Annotated in this window: 24 protein-coding genes; 8 read left to right on the forward strand and 16 right to left on the reverse strand. The window is 61.6% G+C overall.

Translation table 11 applies throughout. The annotated features are described in order from the left end of the window. Positions 1-79 precede the first annotated feature (79 nt). Positions 80-1,429 carry an SDR family oxidoreductase gene (locus ABI582_RS00535; protein ID WP_442118053.1) on the forward strand — a complete coding sequence of 450 codons (1,350 nt, stop codon included), beginning with the start codon at positions 80-82 and terminating at the stop codon, positions 1,427-1,429. 29 nt (positions 1,430-1,458) lie between these two features. Here the strand turns inward: ABI582_RS00535 and ABI582_RS00540 are convergent, their stop codons facing one another. The 7 genes from ABI582_RS00540 to ABI582_RS00570 all read right to left on the reverse strand — a co-directional run bounded on the left by ABI582_RS00540 (position 1,459) and on the right by ABI582_RS00570 (position 8,532). After that, complete coding sequence (locus ABI582_RS00540; RefSeq protein WP_442118054.1) at positions 1,459-2,802, reverse strand: cation:proton antiporter; 1,344 nt, start codon at positions 2,800-2,802, stop codon at positions 1,459-1,461. A 299-nt stretch (positions 2,803-3,101) separates the two neighbouring features. After that, positions 3,102-5,048 (reverse strand): response regulator, encoded by a 1,947-nt coding sequence (locus ABI582_RS00545; protein WP_338747147.1) that lies wholly within the window; start codon positions 5,046-5,048, stop codon positions 3,102-3,104. Further along, entirely contained in the window at positions 5,038-5,913 is an 876-nt protein-coding gene (locus tag ABI582_RS00550) for a sensor histidine kinase (RefSeq protein ID WP_338747146.1), read from the reverse strand. The genes ABI582_RS00545 and ABI582_RS00550 overlap by 11 nt, the downstream gene beginning before the upstream one ends. Continuing rightward, positions 5,906-6,922, reverse strand: coding sequence for an ATP-binding protein (locus ABI582_RS00555; protein ID WP_338747145.1), 1,017 nt, complete (start codon positions 6,920-6,922; stop codon positions 5,906-5,908). The genes ABI582_RS00550 and ABI582_RS00555 overlap by 8 nt, the downstream gene beginning before the upstream one ends. Then, complete coding sequence (locus ABI582_RS00560; RefSeq protein WP_019473915.1) at positions 6,913-7,317, reverse strand: anti-sigma regulatory factor; 405 nt, start codon at positions 7,315-7,317, stop codon at positions 6,913-6,915. Before ABI582_RS00560 ends, ABI582_RS00555 begins: the two co-directional genes overlap by 10 nt. Further along, positions 7,314-7,676 carry an STAS domain-containing protein gene (locus ABI582_RS00565; RefSeq protein ID WP_338747143.1) on the reverse strand — a complete coding sequence of 121 codons (363 nt, stop codon included), beginning with the start codon at positions 7,674-7,676 and terminating at the stop codon, positions 7,314-7,316. The genes ABI582_RS00560 and ABI582_RS00565 overlap by 4 nt, the downstream gene beginning before the upstream one ends. 4 nt (positions 7,677-7,680) lie before the next feature. Next, positions 7,681-8,532, reverse strand: coding sequence for an STAS domain-containing protein (locus ABI582_RS00570; protein ID WP_138736549.1), 852 nt, complete (start codon positions 8,530-8,532; stop codon positions 7,681-7,683). Between the two features lie 293 nt (positions 8,533-8,825). Between ABI582_RS00570 and ABI582_RS00575 the strand changes: the two genes are divergently transcribed. After that, positions 8,826-9,365, forward strand: a complete 540-nt coding sequence (locus ABI582_RS00575) for a type 1 glutamine amidotransferase domain-containing protein (protein WP_442118055.1) — start codon at positions 8,826-8,828, stop codon at positions 9,363-9,365. Between the two features lie 58 nt (positions 9,366-9,423). Here the strand turns inward: ABI582_RS00575 and ABI582_RS00580 are convergent, their stop codons facing one another. Then, on the reverse strand, positions 9,424-9,948 hold the full coding sequence (locus tag ABI582_RS00580; RefSeq protein WP_306380852.1) for a hypothetical protein: 525 nt from the start codon (positions 9,946-9,948) through the stop codon (positions 9,424-9,426). Between the two features lie 196 nt (positions 9,949-10,144). Here ABI582_RS00580 and ABI582_RS00585 point away from each other — a divergent pair, with 196 nt between their 5' ends. The 4 genes from ABI582_RS00585 to ABI582_RS00600 all read left to right on the forward strand — a co-directional run bounded on the left by ABI582_RS00585 (position 10,145) and on the right by ABI582_RS00600 (position 12,573). Further along, positions 10,145-11,002: an SDR family oxidoreductase gene (locus ABI582_RS00585; protein WP_306380854.1), complete on the forward strand. Its 858-nt coding sequence runs from the start codon at positions 10,145-10,147 to the stop codon at positions 11,000-11,002. Positions 11,003-11,104: 102 nt separating this feature from the next. Beyond that, complete coding sequence (locus tag ABI582_RS00590) at positions 11,105-11,608, forward strand: CinA family protein (protein WP_368976259.1); 504 nt, start codon at positions 11,105-11,107, stop codon at positions 11,606-11,608. A 120-nt stretch (positions 11,609-11,728) separates the two neighbouring features. After that, complete coding sequence (locus ABI582_RS00595) at positions 11,729-12,193, forward strand: hemerythrin domain-containing protein (protein WP_338747139.1); 465 nt, start codon at positions 11,729-11,731, stop codon at positions 12,191-12,193. Between the two features lie 74 nt (positions 12,194-12,267). Beyond that, entirely contained in the window at positions 12,268-12,573 is a 306-nt protein-coding gene (locus tag ABI582_RS00600; RefSeq protein ID WP_338747138.1) for a hypothetical protein, read from the forward strand. 130 nt (positions 12,574-12,703) lie between these two features. Here the strand turns inward: ABI582_RS00600 and ABI582_RS00605 are convergent, their stop codons facing one another. Further along, the gene (locus tag ABI582_RS00605; protein ID WP_442118056.1) at positions 12,704-13,228 is read right to left on the reverse strand and encodes a cupin; all 525 of its coding nucleotides are present in this window, start codon (positions 13,226-13,228) and stop codon (positions 12,704-12,706) included. A 148-nt stretch (positions 13,229-13,376) separates the two neighbouring features. Here ABI582_RS00605 and ABI582_RS00610 point away from each other — a divergent pair, with 148 nt between their 5' ends. After that, positions 13,377-15,164 (forward strand): thiamine pyrophosphate-requiring protein, encoded by a 1,788-nt coding sequence (locus ABI582_RS00610; protein WP_442118057.1) that lies wholly within the window; start codon positions 13,377-13,379, stop codon positions 15,162-15,164. Between the two features lie 51 nt (positions 15,165-15,215). Here the strand turns inward: ABI582_RS00610 and xth are convergent, their stop codons facing one another. From xth to ABI582_RS00630, 4 genes are all read right to left on the reverse strand, one after another. Beyond that, positions 15,216-16,013: an exodeoxyribonuclease III gene (xth, locus tag ABI582_RS00615; RefSeq protein ID WP_338747135.1), complete on the reverse strand. Its 798-nt coding sequence runs from the start codon at positions 16,011-16,013 to the stop codon at positions 15,216-15,218. Then, a complete protein-coding gene (locus tag ABI582_RS00620) occupies positions 16,010-16,252 on the reverse strand; it encodes a hypothetical protein (RefSeq protein ID WP_338747134.1) in 243 nt (80 codons plus the stop codon). Before ABI582_RS00620 ends, xth begins: the two co-directional genes overlap by 4 nt. 116 nt (positions 16,253-16,368) lie before the next feature. Further along, positions 16,369-17,553, reverse strand: coding sequence for a M20 aminoacylase family protein (locus tag ABI582_RS00625; protein WP_442118424.1), 1,185 nt, complete (start codon positions 17,551-17,553; stop codon positions 16,369-16,371). Positions 17,554-17,569: 16 nt separating this feature from the next. After that, complete coding sequence (locus tag ABI582_RS00630; protein WP_442118058.1) at positions 17,570-18,871, reverse strand: MFS transporter; 1,302 nt, start codon at positions 18,869-18,871, stop codon at positions 17,570-17,572. Positions 18,872-19,243: 372 nt separating this feature from the next. Between ABI582_RS00630 and ABI582_RS00635 the strand changes: the two genes are divergently transcribed. Beyond that, positions 19,244-20,374, forward strand: coding sequence for a porin (locus ABI582_RS00635; protein WP_442118059.1), 1,131 nt, complete (start codon positions 19,244-19,246; stop codon positions 20,372-20,374). Here ABI582_RS00635 and ABI582_RS00640 read toward each other — a convergent pair. The 3 genes from ABI582_RS00640 to ABI582_RS00650 form a co-directional block, all read right to left on the reverse strand. Next, a complete protein-coding gene (locus ABI582_RS00640; RefSeq protein ID WP_442118060.1) occupies positions 20,351-21,289 on the reverse strand; it encodes a LysR family transcriptional regulator in 939 nt (312 codons plus the stop codon). The genes ABI582_RS00635 and ABI582_RS00640 overlap by 24 nt on opposite strands. Positions 21,290-21,371: 82 nt before the next feature. Further along, positions 21,372-21,878, reverse strand: coding sequence for a peroxiredoxin (locus ABI582_RS00645; protein WP_338747129.1), 507 nt, complete (start codon positions 21,876-21,878; stop codon positions 21,372-21,374). An 88-nt stretch (positions 21,879-21,966) separates the two neighbouring features. Beyond that, positions 21,967-22,107, reverse strand: a complete 141-nt coding sequence (locus ABI582_RS00650; RefSeq protein ID WP_016486219.1) for a hypothetical protein — start codon at positions 22,105-22,107, stop codon at positions 21,967-21,969. Positions 22,108-22,317: the final 210 nt, after the last annotated feature.

Consider the following 22,317-nt stretch of genomic DNA (forward strand, 5'->3'; position numbering starts at 1 on the left):
ATTCCCCTGCTTACCCGATGCCTTTGTACACAGCGAAGGTTGAACGCTTGCTGACACACTTCGAAAGGGGTTCTGCACCATGATCGATCAAGCGACAGGCATGAAACCAGGCGAACGCTACTGCGTGGAGAACATCGAACGCGCCCATCAATTCCCCGGTTTCTTTCAGGACGGCAAATATTACCTTGGTCCGGAACTGCTGACTGCAGTCGGCTGGCTCGAAGGGACCACGTTCATTTATGACAGCCTGGATGCAGAAGGCGAGCCCGTCTTTGCGGACCGGGTAGCGGGCACCATCGATGGCTTGAAACTGGTGATGGTCGACGGCACCACCCTTGAGCTCTCAATGATGGAAGCCAGCGCCACCCTCGCGCCTGCGCCTGAGGACATCGAGCCACCCCAGGCTGCCGAGCCTGCACCGCCTGCACCGCCCGTATCGACAAAAGGCCCGTTGCGCGGCAAGGTCGTGGTCATCACCGGCGCTTCAAGTGGCATCGGCAGGGCCGCTGCGCATGCCTTTGCCTGCAAAGGCGCTCGCCTGGTGCTTGCTGCGCGAGATGAGGAAGCGTTATTCGACGTGCTGGACGAGTGCACTGATTGCGGTACGGACGCCGTGGCAATCACTACCGATGTCAGCCGCAGCGAGCAGGTGCAGGCGCTGGCCGAGCAGGCTGCCGAGTTTGGCCATGGGCGGATCGATATCTGGGTCAACAACGCCGGCGTCGGCGCGGTCGGCAATTTCGAGGACACGCCACTGGAGGCGCATGAGCAAGTCATTCAAACCGACCTGATCGGTTACCTCCGTGGCGCCTACGTCGCCCTTCCCTACTTCAAGGCGCAGCGCAGCGGCATCCTGATCAACACGTTGTCACTCGGGAGCTGGATCGCGCAACCCTATGCAGCGGCCTATTCGGCGAGCAAATTCGGCCTGCGTGGCCTGACCGACGCCCTGCGCGGAGAACTGACGGCGTTCCCCGACATCCATGTCTGCGATATCTATCCTGCGGTCATGGACACCCCCGGTTTCAGGGATGGCGGCAACTACACTGGCCACACGCTGACGCCCCCAGGGCCAGTCTACGACCCGGAGTTGGTGGCCAAGGCCATGGTGGTTTGCGCCATCTCCCCTCGCGCGCGTACCACAGTCGGGGCAACCGCTCGCCTTGCTCACCTGGCCAGCTACTTCGTCCCGGGGCTGCCGCTGCTTTCAGGATGGCTGACCCGCTGGGGGTTGAGCCGTAGCCCAAGCGCCGGAACATCGTCCGGTAACCTGTTCGAACCGCCGAGTGACCGGCGCAGTGTGGACGGTGGCTGGCGAACCCGAAAAAACAGGACACCGTTGTTGGTGAGTGCCGCCGTGCTCGGGGCCATTGCCGGGTTTGCGATCACTCATTTGCAGCGCCGAAGCCGGCAAGGGCTCGACCGCTGAACGTCTGAGACAAAGGGCTTGAAGCGCCCTCATGACGTCCGCTGCTTCCACGCTTCGTATCGTGCAAGCAGCGGCTGAACGCTCAACCCATGCAGCAGTATGCTCAACGCTACCACTGACAACACCAGGTTGGTGCTCTGTGCCGCATAGCCTGGAGGCAGCCCATGGTCAAGGGCGTAGAAGAGGTAGTAAAAGCTACCGATACCCCGGATGCCAAACCAGCCAAGAAGCCCACGTTGGCGAATATCCAGCATTCCCCGGACCGGGAAAAGCACAATGCTCAAGGGGCGAATCACCACGAACAGCGCTCCGGCGACCAGCAACGCCCGCCAGTCCCAATGCTCCATCAGCACCACCCCGAGCAAGGTCACGAGAAAAACCTCCATTGCCCGCTCGATCAAGCTGCCGAAGGCCAGCATGTCTCCAAGCATGATCCCCGCTGCAACCTGGGAATCGTCCAGCCCGCGCACATCACCTTTGACAGCCAGTTCGGGCGCCACATGCTGGTGCCCCACCACGGGCTGCACCAGATGCTCGGCCGCCGGCTCCTCCGGGTTGCTGGATGTACTAACTTCCGCCTGGCGCAAACCCAGCCCAGCGGCGAATACCGCGAGAAACCCATAGGCCTGGATCGTTTCGGCAAACACATAGGCCAGCGCGATCAGTGCCAGGGCCAGGTAATCGTTGGGCGATACGGTACTGTCGTCGTTGCGCAGTCGCAGGAAGAGTGTGAGTTTGCCCAGCCCGCGCCCCATCCAGTAGCCAAGCAGAAGACCAGCACTCACTGCCCATAGCATGTCCTTCAGCAACCAGTCGCCGAGCCAGGCCTGCCCGGGGTTCTGCTGCAGGAACAGCCCAAGGATGACGAAGGGAAAGGCCACTCCGTCATTCAAGCCCGCCTCCCCCGACAAGCTGAAACGCACAGGGTCATCGTCCTGGGCATCGGCCACCTGCACAAGTGTTGCAAGCACAGGGTCCGTGGGTGCGAGGATGGCCCCGATCAGCACTGAAATACCCCATTCAAAGTTCAGGCCGTAGTGCAGCAGCAACGTTACGCCACCGATGCAGATCATCATCACAGGCCCCGCCAGGTAAAACGCGCTCCACCATCGGCGGTCGTGCAAGGGCAAGCGCAGTTTCAGGCCGCTGAAGAAGAGCGAAAATAACACCGCGACCTCGGTCAGGTGCTCCATCCATCCCTTGGAACTGCTGACATCCAGGTGGAGAAAACCAAGCCCGGATGATCCCAGCCCGATGCCCAAGGCCAGACACACCACCGAGGATGTCACCGGGATCCAGCGTAAATAGGAGGATGAGAGCGCCAGCAGCAGCAAGACTGCGCCCAGCATGGCGAACCATACGATGAAGGTCATCTGCGCAGTGGCCTTGGTGAAGTGCTCGATTATGGTTTGACTTACCGTGGCGACAGGTCGTTCAGCTGCGATGACCGGTTCCCCGTAAACAACCTGTGGAAGCGGGCTTGCCCCCCAAGCCGGTTGCGCGGTGGTGGCACGGGCTACGCCCGTGATCGCGGGGCAAGCCCGCTCCCACATAGACCGCATCGCGTGCAACTCATGCGCCGTACTTGTGGGAGCGGGCTTGTCCTGCGAACCCAGGCGCAGCCGGGGCCATATTGACCGGCCTTATCCAGGCAGTTGCTGCAAAGTGAACGTCATGTCGCATGACCCAATGCCCGGCGCACCTTGACGAGCAGTTCGCTGATCTGGAACGGTTTGATCAGCAGGTCCATGCCACTGCCCAGAAACGCCTGGCGGTCCAGGGCGGTCTCTGCGTAGCCCGTCATGAACAGCACCGGCAGCCCAGGCCGGTAGGTCCGCGCCATATCGGCCAGCTCGCGGCCGCTTATGCCTGGCAGGCCGACATCGGTCAGCAACAACTGAATGCCGGCATCTTCACGCAGATGGTCGAGTGCCTGCTCGATAGTTTCGGCCAGGACGCAGCGGTATCCTGCATCGGCCAGTACTTCAGCCACTGACAGGCGCACCGAAGCCATGTCCTCGACCACCAGCACATATTCACCAGCCCCTTGCTGGTCGACTTGCGGGCTGGGCTTCTCGCAAGACTCCTGCTGGCTGCTGGCAGGCAACATCAGGGTGACGTCAGTGCCCGACCCCGGCACGCTGTGGATCGACACGTGCCCGCCCGACTGGCGGGCAAAACCGTAGATGGTCGAGAGCCCCAAGCCGGTACCTTGCCCTACCGGCTTGGTGGTGAAGAACGGATCAAATACCTTTTCCAGCAGCTCCGGGGCGATGCCACAGCCATCATCGCGTACCGTCACCGCCACATAGGGGCCATCGCGCAGGTTGGGGTCGCCGAGCGAGTAGGTCGCCGCCGTGTTCACCCAGATATGCCCGCCCTTGGCCAAAGCATCGCGGGCATTGATCACCAGGTTGAGCACCGCGCTCTCCAGCTGGATCGGGTCGACCAGCGCCGTGGTCGGCTCGTGTGACAGCTCCAGCTGCAGCACGATCCGTTCACCGATGGTGCGGTTGATCAGCTCCTCCAGCGAGCGCACCCGCTCGTTGATGTCCACCGGCCGCGTGTCCAGGGGTTGCTGGCGGGCAAACGCGAGCAGCCGATGAGTCAACGAGGCGGCGCTCATGGCAGAACTCAGGGCCGCGTCGGCGTAGGCAGGGACCTTTTCGGTACGGTTCTCTGCCACCCGTTTGCGGATCAGCTCCAGGCTGGTGATGATACCGGTCAAAAGGTTATTGAAGTCATGGGCGATCCCGCCTGTCAGGCTGCCCAGGGCATCCATCTTCTGCAGCTGCAGCAGTTGCGCTTCGGTCTGCTCGCGCTGGGCCGTTTCCCGCGCCAACTGGGTGTTGGCGTCCTCCAGGCGCGCCAGGTGCGAGCGCTCGCGGTGGCGATGCTCGGTGACGTCCTCGACAAACACCAGGCACAAGCCCTGCTCCCGGTAGGGTGATAGCTGCCATTCGGTATCCCTCGGCAAGCCGCCCACGTGCATGCCTAATGTGCCCCGCCAGCGCTGCCCCGCAAGCAGGTGCCGACGCAAATCGGCAATGGCGGCCTGCTGGTCATCGGCGAAGCATTCCTGCAGCGCCTCGGGGTTGCGATTGTCCTGGATCAACTGCTCGAAGGCATGGTTGCATTCATGCACCTTCAGCTCGGCATCCACCACCGCGATGGGGGCTGACACATTGGTGAAGATTTCCCGAAAACTGGCCTCGCTTTCGCGCAAGGCCCGCTCGGTGTCCCGCACACGTAGCAGGGTCCCCAAGGTGGCCACCAGCACATCGGCGTCCACGGGGTGAACCAGGTAGGCGTCGGCGCCTGCATCGAGCCCGGTAATGATGTCACCCGTCTGGATCGACGCCGCCGACACGTGGATCACCGGCAGCAAGGCCGTTTCGGGCCTGGCACGCAGCAACCGGACGATATCGAAGCCGCTCATGTCCGGCAGGTTGACGTCCAGGATCAGCGCATCGAACTGCTCGCGGCCGATCAACGCCAGCCCCTCGCCGCCGGTGCCAGCCTCCATCACCGTGTAGCCATGCAGCGCCAGGCGGCGACGCAGCGCATAGCGTGTGGCTACGTTGTCGTCGACTATCAGCAGACGGATGTCAGCGTTCATCAGCGCTCTCCGTGGCCAGCGCCATCGGCAGGATGACAAAAAAACACGACCCGCTGCCGGGTGTGCTTTCCACCCCCACCTGACCGCCTAGCAGCGCCGCAAAACGCTTGCACAGCGAAAGCCCCAGCCCAGTCCCACGCAGGCGCTTCTGCAGCGGCGAGTCGACCTGGGCAAAATCTTCGAACAAGCCGCCGAGCAGCTCGGGGGCAATACCAATACCCGTATCGCTTACGGCAAAACGCACCTGGTCACTACCCAGAAGCTGCGCCGACACGCGCACTTCACCGCGGGTGGTGAACTTCAAGGCGTTGGAAATGAAGTTGCGAAGGATCTGCGCCAGCTTCTTGTCATCGGTATACATCTTCGGCAGGCCCTGCGGCTCTTCGAAGATCAGGTCCACCATGCCGGTGTCGACGATCGGGCGGAACATGCCGCGCAAGGCCGCGAACAGGTCGAGCATATCGAACCAGGCAGGCGATATGGTGATACGGCCGGCCTCGATCTTGGCTAGGTCCAGCAGGTCGTCGACCATGTCGCTCAGCTCACGCGTGGCGGTACTGATGAACGCCACCTGCAACTGCTGCTCCTTGCTCAACGGCCCGTCTACCTCGTCGGCGAGCAGGCTGGTGATGCTCAGGATCGAACCCAAGGGCGTGCGGAACTCGTGGCTCATGTAGGAAAGAAAGCGGCTTTTCAGGTCCGACGCCTGGCGCAGCTGCTCAGCCTGGCTATCCAGCTCGCCATACAGCGCCAGCACCCCTTGGTTGGTGTCCTCCAGTTCGGCGCGTAACGCCTGGTTTTCAGCATGCAAGCGGGCGACGAGGTCGGCCTGCTCGGCGCTGTTGCTGGACGATGGTTCAGCCATGCACGGTCTCCAGGTCGATGACCAACACCGTCACGTCATCCCGCCCACGGCAGAAATCGCGATGCAGTACGGCAGCGATGACCGCCGGGTGGCGGTGAACAAGCCCGGGGTAAGTTTGCAGGTTCCAACGGGACTGCAGGCCGTCACTGAACATGATCAACAGATTTCCTTTCACTTGAGCGTAGTCGAACACCTGGCCCTTGCGGTATTGCCCACCGACGATGCCCGGGTGCGAGGCGAGGCCGCGAGGCCGCTCGGTGCCGACCAGGGTTGCGCCGATATTGCCGATGCCGATAAACGACAGGCGGTCGCCAGTACCTTCGTACTGGGCGATGGCAGCCGCACCGCCACGGGTACCGGCCATTGCATGATGCATCTCGCCAAGCAAGAGCTCCGGCGCGCTGAAGGGCTCCAGGGCAAAGGCCTGAATGCCCGCCTTGGCCGCACGCTCGGCCTCCTCGCCATGGCCAAGGCCATCGATCATCACGGCGCTTAACCGCTGTTCGGCAAGCGTTACGTGCCAGCTGTCACCGCAGGCCGGGTCATCATGCAGCGAGTGCTGGGTGACGCCGATGCGTATATCCCTGGCCGTATGATCTTGCCGGTAAATGCGCGCCAGTACCACAGCACCCTTCGCGTCGGCGTGCACGTCAAACACTTGCGCCAGACGGCTTACCGCCCCTAGCCCGATACCCTGGGTGCCGCCGGTGGAATAGCCATCAGCCAGGCAGCTGGCAAGGTCGAACCCTTGGGCACGGTCTACCGCCACCAGCTCTACTCCCGGATCGGCGCCATGCGCAAGCACGCGTATATGCAATTCGCCACGCTCTGCATGCTTGAGCACATTGCTGGCAAGCTCGGTGGCAACAATGGCCGCCCTGCCAGCATCGGCGGCAGAGAAACCAAGCTGCTCGGCCAGCTTCTGGACAACACGCCGAGCATGCCCGACCTGGCTGGCCTCATCAAGGCGTAGCACCTGCGTCAAACTCGCTGCCAGGTTCACGCCCATCGGGTGATCGTTACCCGGGTGCCTTGCCCGGGAGTAGTGTCCAGATCGAATTCGTCTACCAGTCGGCGGGCGCCGGTCAACCCCAGGCCAAGCCCGCCACCTGACGTCCAGCCATCGGTGAGGGCCAGTTTGACGTCGGCAATGCCCGGCCCCTCGTCACGAAACACCAGGCGCAGGCCAACCCGCCCGGCTTGTTCGATGACCTCCCAGTCCATGTCACCACCGCCACCGTATACCACGGTGTTACGTGCCAGCTCACTGACAGCCGTGACCAGTTTGGTAAGGTCGACCAACCGCATGCCGCAGTCAGTGGCAATCTTGCGGGTCAGCTGACGGGCCAGTACCACGTCCTGCTCCAGGCGCACCGGCTGGCTGCCGCTTTGGCGGATGCTCATGAGCGGCCTACCCGCTGCCGCAACAGGTGCATGCCGCGGTCGACATTCAGTGCAGTGCTTACCCCGGGCAAGGTCAGGCCAAGCTCCACCAGGGTGATGGCCACCGCGGGTTGCATGCCGACCAGCACCGTCTCGGCATCCATTATCCGCGAGAGGCCGGAGATACTGGCGATCATGCGGCCAATGAACGAGTCGACCATATCCAGCGCGGAAATATCGATCAGCACGCCGCGGGCCGAAGTCTGGTCGATTCGGTCGGTAAGATCGTCCTGCAGGCGTAGCGCCAGTTGGTCGTGCATGTCGACCTGGATGGTTACCAGCAGGAATTCACCCATTTGCAGAATGGGAATACGCTCCATCGCCTCACACCTTCTCGCCAGTGCTGGTACCCAGACGCGAAAGCGCCAGCTTCAAGGCGTCAGCAAGGTTGGACTTGGTGGTCAACGTGCCCAGGTCAAGGCCCAGGTGCACGATGGTCTGAGCGATTTGCGGGCGAACACCGCTGATGATGCAATCGGCGCCCATCAGGCGGATGGCCGTCACGGTCTTGAGCAGATGCTGCGCGACCAGGGTGTCGACAGTAGGCACGCCGGTGATATCGATGATGGCAATCTCAGAGCCGGTATCGACAATGCGCTGCAGCAGCGACTCCATCACTGTCTGGCTGCGTTGCGAGTCGAGCGTGCCGATCAACGGCAGGGCCAGTACGCCCTCCCAGAGTTTGACCACCGGGGTGGAAAGCTCAAGTAACTCTTCCTGCTGGCGCTTGATCACGCCTTCGCGGTTTTTCTGATAGGTGCGGATGGTGTGCAGGCCAAACGCATCCAGCAACTGGGAGATTTCCCACAGTTGTTCGGCCAGCAGCGCTGGTTTTTCTTCGTAATGGGCCTGCAACAACCTGAACAGCGGCCCCTTGAGGGCGAAGATGAAATAGGCGGTCTGGTGCGATTCCTGCCCGACCTGGGCACGGCTGGCGGACAGTTTTTCAAGAAAACGCCGGGCTTCCTCCCAATCTTCCGCGCCAATTTGCGTACCCGCCTCCTTGCGCAGCCCGTCAATCACCAATTGCAGGAAGTCATGCGTTTCCTGGCGCAAGTCGTGTTCACGAATATTGCGCGTCGCGCCGTTGGCCTCCAGGGCGCTGATCCACTCCGCCAGCAACTGCGCCTGATTTCCGACAATTGCTTCCAACGTGCTGTTCTGCAGTGCTGCCATGTGCGCTTCGCTCCTGAAAAATGCCTGGCCGGCTGACCAATGTTTGCGCCGGCTTCCCAATGTTTGCGCCGGCTTCGACAATGACATCTACCGGTGAAAATAGTTGTGGCGCTGGTCAATAATTTCATTGCGCCATCTTCTGTGACGCTAACTGTAGGCCAAGTTATCGGGGCGCGTCACTGCCGCATCCAAGGTCCAATCCATGGCAGTACGAGCCGCCGAGCATCGAGCAGGAACTTTGCGTGCTGTTTGCAGGCCCCTATGGAAGGCCTATTAGTACGAGGAAACACATGATGACTGCACAACTGAACGGCAAGCGCGTGGCCTTTCTGGTCACCGATGGCTTCGAGCAGGTAGAACTGACCGGCCCACGTGAAGCGCTGGAAAACAGTGGCGTGGTAGTGGATATCCTTAGCACCAAGGAAGGCACCGTGCGTGGCTGGAACCACGACAAACCCGCCGACGAATTCAACGTGGATGCTACCTTCGACAGCGCGCAGCTTGACCTCTACGACGCCCTTGTGCTGCCCGGCGGCGTGCAGAACTCCGACACGATCCGCCTTATCCCCGGGGCGCAAAAGCTGGTAAAGAGCCATGATGCGGCGGGCAAGCCGCTAGCGATCATCTGCCACGGTGCGTGGCTGCTGGTGTCGTGCGGGTTGGCCAATGGCAAGCGAATGACCAGCTACAAGACCCTGCAGGATGACATTCGCAATGCCGGCGGCACGTGGGTGGATGAACAGGTGGTGGTGGATGGCAACCTGATCACCAGCCGCCAGCCGGATGATATTCCCGCCTTCAATGAGCAGTTGATCAAGGCGCTGGCCGGCTAAGGCTGATCAACTTCAGCGCGTCTTCTGGTCGCACCGGGTGCCGACCGGGAGGCGCTGGTCACGCCAGCTGGATGTAAACCGAGTAGCTGCCCAGCAAGATCCAGAAGCCGAGGAAAATCCAGGGGGTGCGCAGGGAAAACAGCAGCGATTTGCGGTGCCCCGCCTGAGAGGTTTCAGCCTCGCAGAACAGCGGCGATTCGTCATAAGCCAACCCCATCATCGGCTCGCTGCGCAGCAAGTGGCTTTGCTTCAACTGCCAGTGTTCGATGATCCGGAAGGCCGCGCGAATGCCTGGCCAGGCGTTCAGCGTACTGAGCACGCCAAGCAATGCGAGAAAAGCCGGCACCATCAAGGTGAACATCTCACCCCAGCCCTGGTTCAGGTTATTCATTGCCGAGACGTACGCGATGACCAGAAACGACTGCGCAGTGAGATAGGCATCGGTACGGTTGGCCAGGATGCTGGTCTCGTACTGGATTTCGCGTCGATAGAAGTCCAGCCGCTCTTTCGGCGTACCGAACATCCTTGCATTTTGCTGATCGATCTCATGTTCAGGTGTGCTGGGCGTGATGATTCGAGGCACTGCGGTACTCCTTGAAATCGGGAGCCTTGCCGGTGACAGCGCAAGGCCGGTCAGCGGTAGAACTGCCCAAGCAACGAAAATTCATTGCAATGCGTAGGACAACCGCCCGTCGCACAAAGCCCGGATCCACTTCAACACCGGCTGCGCGCGCCCCCTCGAACGGTAACGAGCGTTTCCGACTGCTGGAGTTACCACCATGAGCGACTACCCTACCCCTCCCTTCCCATCCCAACCGCAAAGCGTCCCCGGTTCACAACGCAAGATGGAGCCGTACCCGGACTGTGGCGAGCAGACCTACACCGGCAACAACCGGCTCGAAGGCAAGATCGCCCTGATCACCGGTGCCGACAGCGGGATCGGGCGCGCGGTAGCGATTGCCTATGCCCGCGAGGGCGCTGACGTTGCCATTGCCTATTTGAATGAACACGAAGACGCGCAGGAAACGGCGCGCTGGGTCGAGGCCGCTGGCCGCCAGTGCCTGCTACTGCCCGGCGACCTGGCACAGAAGCAGCACTGCTACGACATTGTCGACAAGACCGTGGCACAGTTCGGTCGCATCGATATCCTGGTCAACAACGCCGCGTTCCAGATGGCCCATGAAAGCCTGGCCGAAATTGACGACGATGAATGGGTGATGACGTTCGACACCAACATCACTGCCATTTTTCGCATTTGCCAGCGCGCTTTGCCCTCCATGCCCAAAGGTGGTTCGATCATCAACACAAGCTCGGTCAACTCCGACGACCCGTCACCCAGCCTGTTGGCCTATGCCGCCACCAAAGGGGCGATTGCCAATTTCACCGCTGGCCTCGCCCAGTTGCTGGGCAAGCAAGGGATTCGAGTGAACAGCGTGGCCCCCGGCCCGATCTGGACACCATTGATCCCGGCCACCATGCCTGATGAGGCGGTAAAGAACTTCGGTTCAGGTTACCCCATGGGGCGGCCGGGGCAACCCGTTGAGGTGGCACCGATCTACGTCTTGCTGGGGTCGGATGAAGCCAGCTACATCTCGGGTTCGCGCTACGGCGTTACAGGGGGCAAACCTATCCTCTGAATGCCCTGCCGGGGCCTGCATGCGTGGGCCTCAGTGCTTCTGCCTGAACCATTTGCACTGCCAGTGCGTCCACCGCACAACAACCCGTGAGTCGATTCGAAAATGGCGTGCGATCCAGTACTGGCCGTGCTCGGCTACCTCAAAGATCATCAACTGATACTCACCACGGCAGAGTCCTGCACAGCAGGGTGCATGGTGGCTTTGCTGGCGGCTTTTCCAGGTACAGGGGAGGTATTGGAAAGCGGCTACGTGGTGTACTCACCCACTGCCAAGAAGCGCCTGCTAGGGGTGAACCCGGCCACGATCGAGCGCTATGGCCTGACCAGCGAGGCCGTCGCCTGGGAGATGGCCTTGGGGGCGTTGAAGGACAGCGACGCCAACGTGGTCATCGCGACCACGGGTGTAGCCGGGCCAAGCCCGCAATCGGGGATTCTACCCGGCACGTTGTGCTTCGCCTGGGCGTTTGCCGGCGAGCCCATTGCCGTGTTTACCCGCACCCAGCGTTTTTTTGGCGAGCGCTCGCAGGTGATGCACGACGGCGCCGTCTATGGGCTAACCCGACTGGTTCATTATCACGAACGCTGGCTGAGAGGTGAGCGCGCCTGAGGGAGTTGGGCCTGCCGGATCGAGCCTGTGCTACCAGACATCATCAACGTTGAACCCTGCCGTGTACTGCCACTCAACACCAAGGAAGCCATTATCCATTCGCCGCAACGAGGTGACACCATGAATGCTATCGATCTGCTGATTCAAGACCACAAACTGGTCAAGAAGCTGTTGGAAGAGCTTTCCTCGACCACCGAGCGTGCCGTAAAAAAGCGCGCTGATTTGCTGCACCGGATCGAGCAGGAACTGCAGGTTCACACAGCCCTGGAGGAAGACATCCTCTACCCCGCGATCAAGCAGGCCGGTGGCAAGGAAGAAGCCAAGATGTATTACGAAGCCAAGGAAGAGCACCGGACTGTCGACGCCCTGGTGCTCCCTGATCTGCTTCATACAGACACCGGCACACTTGAATTCGCCGGTCGGGTCAAGGTAATGAAGGAGCTACTGGAGCACCACATCGAGGAAGAGGAAGAGGAGCTCTTCCCTACAGCGAAGAAGCTCCTGGGTAAAGCCCAACTGGACGAACTGGGGGCCGCCATGGAAGCCCAGAAAAAACTGCTCAAGGGTGAGCAGCGGGCTGCATGAATAAAAGGCGCCTCGCCAGATCGGGCGCGACCGGTCTGGCGAGGCGCCATGGTTAGTGTCTGGGACTCGTTTCGATGGACAGCTGGATCGAATTGCTGGAATGGCCTGCGATGGCGGTCACTGTGGCAGCAGCCTGGTGCATCGGTTCGTACCGCCCTGGACGACGCATGTTGGGTTTCTGCTGCTTTATCGCCAGCAATATACTGTGGTCGGTATGGGGATGGCATGCCCAGGCCTGGGCGCTGATCGTGCTGCAACTGGTGCTGTGCGCAATGAACCTGAGGGGATGGAGGAAGAGTAAGCGCGCGTCAAGGAAAACTCAGGGTGGTGCCGACACCCCGTCATATCAAGTGCTGCCTGGAACTAGCCGACGGCAGTAGGCAGCCCGCAGCATTTTGCGCCATTGCGACCGTTCCTCGCCTGTTTCTGCCTTGACTGATCGCTGCTCGGGGGCGCTGATCAACTGCGCAAAACGCACGTAGCCGGCTTGCTCCAACGCACTTCATCGCGCTAGCGCCACTGCATCATCAGTGCACCGCCAGTGCCACTGACGGGGTCCTGGTCCGGGCCTGGCACTTTGGCAATCCGTGCCAGCGCCCGCTTGTGTGCTTCTCTATCTGGCCGGTTTATCTCGTAGCTTTCCTGCCCACAGGGATAAGCGCCAACCACCAGAAAATCCTCGCTGTGTTCGATGCAGCAATGGCCGGTTCCCGCGGGCAGTATCAAGACATCACCCATCCTCACGCTCACCCTTTGGCCCGCTTCGCCGCCAAGTATGACCTTGGCCCACCCGCAGGCAATGCCCAATGCCTCATGGGCGTTAGGGTGAAAGTGGTGGTAGTCGAAGATTCCGTTACGCCACAACGGCGCCCAGCGGTGCGCGCTGAACAACCCCTCGAATGCACTGGCATTGTCCGCCGCCGGTTCAAGCGGTAGGCGATACCACAAAACCGGATAGCGGCTGTTCGGCGTGGCGCCGTCGTCTTCGAAATACAGGCTCTGCGCCCGGGCACCTGCAGTATCGATAACGTTCATGCTGCGCTTCCTGGTTTTCTCGTCGATTCACTTGCGAACAGCGCATCTGTAGCAAGGTTCCAGTCGGCAGACCGGCGCGCATACCGTTGAAACTTTACCGACGCGTGCCAAGTCCAGACACCTATCAATCACAGAACGGGAGTAGGCAATGACCGGCACGGTAGGCGACTTTCTGGTCGAGCGTTTGTATCAATGGGGCGTGCGGCGCATCTTCGGTTACCCCGGCGACGGCATCAACGGTGTGTTCGGCGCGCTGAGCCGGGCCAATGGCAAGATCGAATTCATCCAGGCGCGCCACGAGGAAATGGCCGCCTTCATGGCCAGCGCCCATGCCAAGTTCACCGGCGAGCTCGGTGTTTGCATCGCCACCTCCGGCCCGGGCGCTTCGCACCTGCTTACTGGCCTGTACGATGCGCGCATGGACCACCAGCCGGTGCTGGCCATCGTCGGCCAGCAGGCCCGAGCGGCATTGGGCGGGCACTACCAGCAGGAACTCGACTTGGTGTCCATGTTCAAGGACGTCGCCGGTGCTTTCGTGCAACAGGCCTCGACGCCGGAACAGGTGCGCCACCTGCTCGACCGTGCGGTACGGACGGCCGTCGGCGAACGGCGCGTCACTGCCGTGATCCTGCCCAACGACCTGCAGGACCTGCCCTACCACGAACCACCCAGGGCTCACGGTACCGTGCATTCCGGCATCGGCTACAGCAAGCCCAGGGTGTTGCCGTTCGACCAGGACCTGCAGCGCGCCGCGGATGTGCTCAATGCCGGGCGCAAGGTGGCGATACTGGTCGGTGCCGGCGCGCTGCAGGCGACTGATGAGGTTATCGCAGTCGCCGAAACGTTGGGCGCTGGCGTGGCCAAGGCACTGCTGGGCAAGGCTGTTCTACCAGACGACCTGCCGTGGGTTACCGGGTCGATCGGGCTCCTGGGCACCGAACCCAGCTATCAGCTGATGACCGAATGCGACACGTTGCTGATGATCGGCTCCGGCTTCCCTTATTCGGAGTTTCTGCCCAAGGAAGGCCAGGCGCGCGGCGTGCAGATTGACCTGCAGCCAGACATGCTCAGCCTGCGCTACCCGATGGAGGTCAACCTGGTCGGCGATGCCAGTGAAACCTTGCGCGCACTGTTGCCATTGCTGGAGCACAAGACCGAACGGCGCTGGCGCGACAAGGTCGAGACCTGGCGTGCGCAGTGGGACAAGACCGTGGCCAAACGTGCAATGGTCAAGACTGACCCGATCAACCCGCAACGTGTGGTCCATGAACTGTCCCCTCGCCTGCCCGACCACGCCATCATCACCAGCGATTCTGGCTCCTGTGCCAACTGGTTTGCCCGCGACCTGCAGATCCGCCAGGGCATGCAGTGCTCGCTGTCCGGTGGCCTGGCCTGCATGGGCGCTGCCGTGCCCTATGCGATCGCGGCAAAGTTCGCCCACCCGCAACGCGCGGTGGTTGCCCTGGTCGGTGATGGGGCAATGCAGATGAACAACCTGGCTGAATTGATCACCGTGGCCAAGTACTGGCGGCAGTGGGACAACCCGCAGTGGATCTGTGCGGTGTTCAACAATGAGGACCTCAACCAGGTGACCTGGGAACAAAGGGTGATGGAGGGCGACCCCAAGTTCGAGGCTTCGCAGTCCATTCCCGACGTTCCCTACCATTTGTTTGCCATTTCCATTGGCCTGCAAGGTATCTACGTAGAGCGCGAAGAGGACGTCGCTGAGGCGTGGGAACGGGCACTGGCCGCTGATCGGCCGGTTCTTATCGAGTTCAAGACCGATCCGAACGTGCCGCCTTTGCCACCTCACATCAAGCTGGAGCAGGCGAAGAAGTTCGCCAGTACCTTGCTCAAGGGCGACCCGGACCAGGCCGGGGTCATCGTGCAGACGGCCAAGCAAGTGCTCAGCTCAGTGCTGCCCGGGAAAAAATAACGCCTGAAAAGAGCCCGCGCAGTTGCGCGGGCCAGGCGTTTTCCGCACTGGCTATGATCGACCGCGACGTGTACCCAGCGCTATCCAGGCGGGTGCATGGTCGCTGGCCTTGACCTCGTTGCGCACCCAGGCATCAACCCCCGCCTGCTTCAGGTAGGGGGCCAGCTCGCGGTTCAGCAACAGATGGTCGATGCGTAAGCCGGCATTGCGCTGCCAGTGGTTTCGGAAGTAGTCCCAAAAGGTGTAGACCCGCTCGTCCGGGTACAGATGGCGTATGGCATCGACCCAGCCCTGATCCAGCAGTTGCTGGTAACACGCGCGCGACTCAGGCTGTAACAAAGCATCCTTCAGCCAGGAGCGCGGGTTGTAGATATCCATGTCGGTGGGCACGACGTTGAAGTCACCGGCCAGCAGCGTGGGGTGGCCGCTTTCATACAGGCTACGCGCATGCTTGATCAGGCATTCGAACCAGCGCAGCTTGTAATCGAACTTGGGGCCTGGCTGGGGGTTGCCGTTCGGCAAGTACAGGCAAGCCACCAGCACCCCATGTACCGCCGCTTCCAGATAGCGGCTCTGGCTGTCATCCTCCATGCCTGGCAAGCCGCGGCGAACCTCCAGCGGATCGCTGCCCCGCGCCAGGATGGCCACGCCGTTCCATGACGGTTGCCCTTGGTAAAGGCAGCCATAGCCTGCCGCCTCCAGCTGCTCGCGAGGGAACTGCTGATCGGCTGCCTTGAGCTCCTGCAGGCAGGCGATGTCGGGCTGCTCGCGCTCCAGCCAGGCCAGCAACGCTGGCAAGCGGCTGCGGATGCCATTGATATTGAAGGTGGCAATTTTCAGCGCTTTCATGCGTCAGGGTCGCTTACATGGGCCTGCACGGCGTCTTCCAGCGCGCGTATATGCGACTCATCAGCCAGCGCTTTCAGCGCCAACCAGTCATCCCAGTCGATGGCGCCATCGTCGCGCAGGGCCTCTGCTGTGCGAACCAGTTCATGGTGGTAGGCATCCGGTGACTCGCGCCGGTAACTGATGTCATCGTACTGGGCGTACCAGGCTTCCAGTTCGGGAATGCTGCGTTCGATGCTCATGAAGGCGTCCTCGCTGTACCCTTTGCTTGTGAGAGCCCTGGCGTGGCGGGACGTTCAATTGCTGTAGCCCGCGCCCGGGTGGGCTGCTGTGGGGGCCGCGGCCCCCGACAACGGCATCAACGCAGGTAGTCCTGCACCCACTTTACCCAACAATCGGCGCCTATCCTCACCAACGCGTCGTTGAAGTCGTAATGAGGGTTGTGCACCGAGCAACCATGGAACTCGCCCGTACCGTTGCCCAGCATGAAGTAACAGCCTGGCCGTGCCTGCAGCATGTAGGCGAAGTCTTCGGTGCCCATGACTTTCTTGGGCATTTTGTCCAGCATCGCCCCGTCGGCGAACAACGGCCGCAGGCTTTCCCGTAGCAACGCGCTTTCGTGATCGCTGTTGCACAACGCTGGCGCCAGTTGGGTGATTTGCACCTCGATCTCCACGCCAAAGCTTTCGGCGTGCCCCCTGGCCAGGGCGTCAATGCGGCTGTTGATCTTCTGCTGGGTCTCGGCCGTGTCGGTGCGCACGCTCAGTAGCATGCTGGCCTCGTCAGGAATGATGTTATAGACGGTGCCAGCCTGGATCATGCCGATGCTGATAACGGCATAGTCCTCGACGCTCAGGTTGCGCGACTTGATAGTCTGGATGCCACTGATCAGGCTGTTCAACGCCATCACCGGGTCTACCGACAGTTCCGGCATCGCCCCGTGCCCGCCTTTGCCGGTGATACGAATGCTGACCCGCTCGGAGGACGCCATGGTCGGCCCGGCCTGTACCACACAGGTGCCCACCGGCATGCCGGGCATGTTGTGCAGCGCATACACCGAGTCACACGGGAAGCGCTCGAACAGGCCGTCGTCGATCATCGCCTTGGCCCCAGCCAGGCCCTCTTCGTCCGGCTGGAAGATCACGTTCAACGTGCCGTTGAAGCTGCGTGTGGTAGCCAGTTGCGCAGCGGCTGCCAGCAGGATGGCGGTATGCCCGTCATGGCCACAGGCATGCATGCGGCCGGGGATCTTGCTGGCATGCGCGAAGGGGTTTTTCTCACTCATGGGCAATGCGTCCATGTCTGCCCGCAGGCCGATGCTGCACGGGCTGTCCCCTGCTTTCAATACGCCGACTACCCCATGCCCGCCTACGTTGCGATGCACTTCATAACCCCAGGCCTGCAACTTGTCGGCCACCAGCGCCGCCGTGTCGGGGGTGTCGCCGCCAAGCTCCGGCGCGGCATGAATCTGCCGGCGAATCACGACGAACTCATCCAGTTCAGCCACCGGGGCCTGAGATTGGTTGCTCGGGAAAGTAGTCATGTTCAAAGTGCCCATGTCACTCGCATCCTTTGTTTTCGGGGAAGTATTTGAGGCAGGCCAGGCTGACAACGCCGCCGGCCAACAGGAAGTAGGCCGGCGCCATCGGGGTGCCGAGCGCAGCAATCAGCCAGGTCGCCACCAGCGGCGAGAACCCGCCGAAAATCGTCACGCCCAGGCTGTAGCTGACCGAGGTGCCGAACGAGCGCCGCGCTTTTGGGAAGCCCTCCATCATCAGCGCAAAGAACGCACCGGCACCGATGCAGGTCGGCAGGATCAGGACCGCCACGCACATCATGGCCAGGCCCATGTGCTGCACCTGCCCAAGCAGGTAGAACACCGGCAGGGTCAGCACCACCGGCATGGCAACCGTCCACCCCAGCAGGCGCTTGCGCAGCTGGTACTTGTCGGCAAACTTGCCCGCCAACGGGCAGATGACCGCCATGCAGCCGCTGCTGATACAGGCAATCGCCATTGCGCTTCCGGCCGGGTAATGCAAGGCCGTGGTCAGGTAGGTGGGCATGTAGAACACGAACAGGTACATGCCGATGGTCGAACTGGCCATCAGGCCGATGCCCTGTGCGATACGTTTGAGCAGTTTGGCGTCCAGCACCTGGCCGGCCTTGTGCGCCGGGGCGGCCTCATGGGTTTCTGGCAAGCGCGTGCGAATGTACCAACCGACCGGGCCGATCAGCAGGCCGAACATGAACGGTATCCGCCATCCCCAGCTTTCCAGGGCAGCAGGCTCAAGCAACTGGCTGAGGGCGAAGCCAAAGCCGGCCCCCAGCAATGCGGCGTACCCCTGGCTGGCGGCCTGCCAGCTGACGTTCTGGCAACGGTTGCCAACCGCACTGGACTCCATCAGGAACACCGACGCGGTACCCACCTCCCCGCCTGCCGACATGCCCTGGATAAGTCGTCCAGCCACCAGCAGCACGGTTGCAAAAATGCCGATCTGCGAATAGGTGGGCGCAAACGCGATCAGCGCAGTACCCAGGGTCATCAGCCCGATGGTCAGGCTCAATGCCGCCTTGCGCCCGCGCCGGTCGGCATAGCGACCGATCACCATCGCCCCCACCGGGCGCATCAGGAAACCGACACCGAAGGTGGCCAGCGACATCAGCAACGAAGCCATCGCCGACTCGGCGGGGAAGAAATGCTTGCCGATCAGCACAGCGAAAAAGCTGTAGATCGTGAAGTCGTACATTTCCAGTGCATTGCCCAGCGAGCAGGCAATCAAGGTTTTACGTGAGGAAGATGCCTGCGCGGCTGAATGCGCGCCCGTCTGCATGAGGGTCGGTGCGGGTAGCGGTGTAGTCATTGTTATCTCCGATGGCAATTCGCGGCATGCAGCGAATATCGGCCAATCGGGCACCCAACACACTTGCAGTTTAGGCATGTGGCTAACCATTGGTTAATTGACCGGACCGCTCGCTGGCCAATTTGCCCTGAACTGGCGCACAGATTGCCTTGCCTCTGCGCGCTGCCCCTTTAGTGCTCACTCAACCCGGCAGCAAGCGCGGCCTCGCGCGTGTTCGAAGCCTGTCTAGCGCAGACCTTCTCGCCACCCGTAACGCCCCGCAGGGCCTTGATTAACCAAACGGCATGACATGGCCGAATAAGCAATCACGCTGCAACGCGCTGTTCACCGACGCTACAGCCACCACATCACTGTGCTGGCCTGGAGTCGTGAATGAACACTCGCACTACGTCGTTGCTGCTGATGATCCAAGGGGCGTGCCTTGCCGCGCAGGCACAGGCCGAGGGCTTTCCGACGCTCGGCCGGATTGCGCCGGGCTTTGGTTATTACGGGGTGGATAACGGTTTCGATGACAAGCTCAAGGTCTACGGCACCGTGGATGCATTCGCCAGCTATCACGACTCGCAGCACCACTCGGGCTTTCGCCTGGCCGGCGGCGGCGCCTGGACCAACAAGGTCGGGCTATATGCCCGCAAGGGGCTGAACCCCGACACCGTGCTGGAGCTGGACGTCGAGGAAGGTTTCAACGTGAATGGCAAAGCCCTGGAGGGCACCTGGGACACCATTGGTACCCTGCGCTTGGCAACCGTCGCCCTGCGCTCGCGCACCGTGGGCAAGCTTGAGTTCGGCAAGACCTACAGCATGGGCACGCCCACCTACGCTGACCCGTTCCTGGCCACCTACGGCTCACCCTACACCTACCTGGCCCTGCCGGCCGCCGGCACGGGCGCTTTTTACCTGGACCTGCGCCCCAAGCACACCCTGGCCTACACCAGCCCGAACCTGAACGGCTTCAGCATCGGCACCGCGCTAAGCTTCGGCTTCGACGATGCCGCCAGCCAGGGGCGCACCGTGCGTGGCGGCGGCGCCAGGCTGCAATACCGCAACAGCCGGGTGATGCTGCTGGCCTCCTACAACCTGTATTACAGCGACCCTTGGGACGACGCTGGCACTTCACGTCAGACCGCCAACTACTACAAAAGCGTGTCGGCGTTCTACGATTTCGGCCCACTGGCCACCAGCCTGACCTGGCAACGCCAGGACGTAGACCAGGCCGGCACGCCCAGTACCACGCTGTACACCTTCGGGGTGATGGCGCCAGTCGGCGAGCGGGATGTGCTGCGCCTGGCCGTGATGCAACGCGAGGTCACCGCCCGCGACAAGGACGCAGCAGGGGTGATGATCGGCTATGACCATTTCATCAACCCACGCTGGGCCGTCTACGGACGGCTCGGCCTGATTGCCAACCAGCGTGCGTCGTCAGTCACCTACGCCGGCACTCCGGTGGATCAGGTTGGCGACAACCCTGGCAACGTGTCGCTAGGCATGTACTACCACTTCTGACGCCACTGGGCGTGTTTGCCTCAGTACCTGCCCGCGCAAGCTGTGGAACAGCTCCTGGGCAGGCGCCGTAAGGCTGTGGCGGTCGATACAGACCAGGTTGATGGGGTAGTCCGGAATCAGCTCCTGCACGGCCATGGCCACGTACTCGCAATCCACGCCAAAGGTGAACCCCCGGTCCACCGCCAGCTCGCTGATGGTCATCAACGATTCGGTGTTCTTCAGCAGCTTGAGCGCCATCATCACCGAGGTGCATTCAACGGTGTTCTGCGGTACCTGAAGGCCGTTGACCTCGAACAGCTGGTGGAACTGCGAAGCCTGGTCCGACAATTCGTCCAGGCTGATCCAGTGGCCGTACTGCAAGGTGCGCAGTGATTTGGCAAACTTTTGCGCGTTCGACGCGTGACAGATCACCCTGCCCTTGATACTGCCCAGCGCCTCCCAGTCCAGGCTCAGCCGGCTCAGCGGTTGCTGCGAGGTAATGGCAAAGTCCAGGCTGCCGTCGCGCAGGCGTTGCAGGATCTGGCTGGGGCGCAAGTCGGTGATGGTGATCTTCACCCGCGGGTACTTGCGGCGGAACGCCAGGATGCTCTCATCGACACCATCGAGCATCGCCGTCAGCGATGTGACCCCGATCGACACCGCGCCCAGCGCGGCATCCTGAATGCTCGCCGCTTCGATCTGCAGGCGACGGATGCTCTCCACCACGAGGTTGGCGTGGCGGATGACGCGCTTGCCTTCCTCGGTAAGGGCCATGCCTTTGTGGGACCGCTGCAACAGGCTGAAACCGACCTCCCGTTCCAGGTCCTTGATCGAACGGCTCAGCGCAGGCTGGGTAATGTGCATGAGCTTGGAAGCTTCAAGGATGCTGCCTGCGTTGTGGATGGCGACCAGCGCCTTGAGTTGATGCAGTTTCAACCGTCTTTTCCCTTGTTGTTATCGGGTCGGTTTGAAATAGGCTTTGGCGACCCTGACAGGCCCTGACTGAAAGGCCTGGCGGCTACACGTGACGCAACGTGGCCAGCACGCTCGCCGCATCACTGACCTCGAACTTGCCAGGCGCTTCGACAGCAATGTGTTTGACAACCAGGTTGTCGACCACCATGGCGTAACGCAGCGAACGGCGCCCCAACCCACGCGCCGACAGGTCCTGAATCAGCCCCAGTGCGTCGCTGAATTCGCCGTTACCATCGCCGATCATCCTCACCGCTTCGCCCACCTGCAGGCTGTTGCCCCAGGCATTCATGACAAAGGCATCGTTCACGGACACGCAGAGAATCTCGTCAACGCCCGCGGCGAACAACGCTTGTGCCTCAGCGACATAACCCGGGACGTGGCGTTCGGAGCAGGTAGGCGTGAACGCGCCGGGCAAACCGAACACAACCACTTTTTTCTGCTTGCAGCGCTCGTGAATGGAAAAGGCATTGGGGCCGATCGCGCAGGCGCCCTCGTCATTGTTGTACTCGTACAGCGTAACGTCGGGCAGTAGATCGCCAGTGTTGATCATCGTGGTCTCCTGGGTGCGCTGATGGCCGGGCACGCTATGATGCCGCAGTCCACCAGGCCAGGTACACCATGCCCGCCACAAGGTGTGTTCACCGCGCCAATATCGCCTGGGTATGGTCGATGGAAGGAACGGGCACCAGCACACGCCGAGCCGCCAGCCATTCCCGCATGCGCGCCGTGTCGAAAATCTGCCCCTCTTCCATCATCACCAGGATGAGCGCTTGTGACATTCGGTAACATCCACACTGGGAACAATGCCGCTCTTCCCATCCCTGGGTGCACTCGACGGATTGCGCCTGTCCCGCGCAAATCAGACAACTCATGTAAGCCCCCTTTTGTTTTTGTCCATGGAGGTGAGCGCAAGGTTACGAAAATCGTATGCCAAGCGCTGTACATGAGATTTCCATGCCAACTTTTAATTCCCTCCTTTTTCAGAGCGA

Origin of the sequence: Pseudomonas sp. SAS7 (genome assembly GCF_052112345.1) — a bacterium.
GTDB classification, from domain to species: Bacteria; Pseudomonadota; Gammaproteobacteria; order Pseudomonadales; family Pseudomonadaceae; genus Aquipseudomonas; species Aquipseudomonas putida_Q.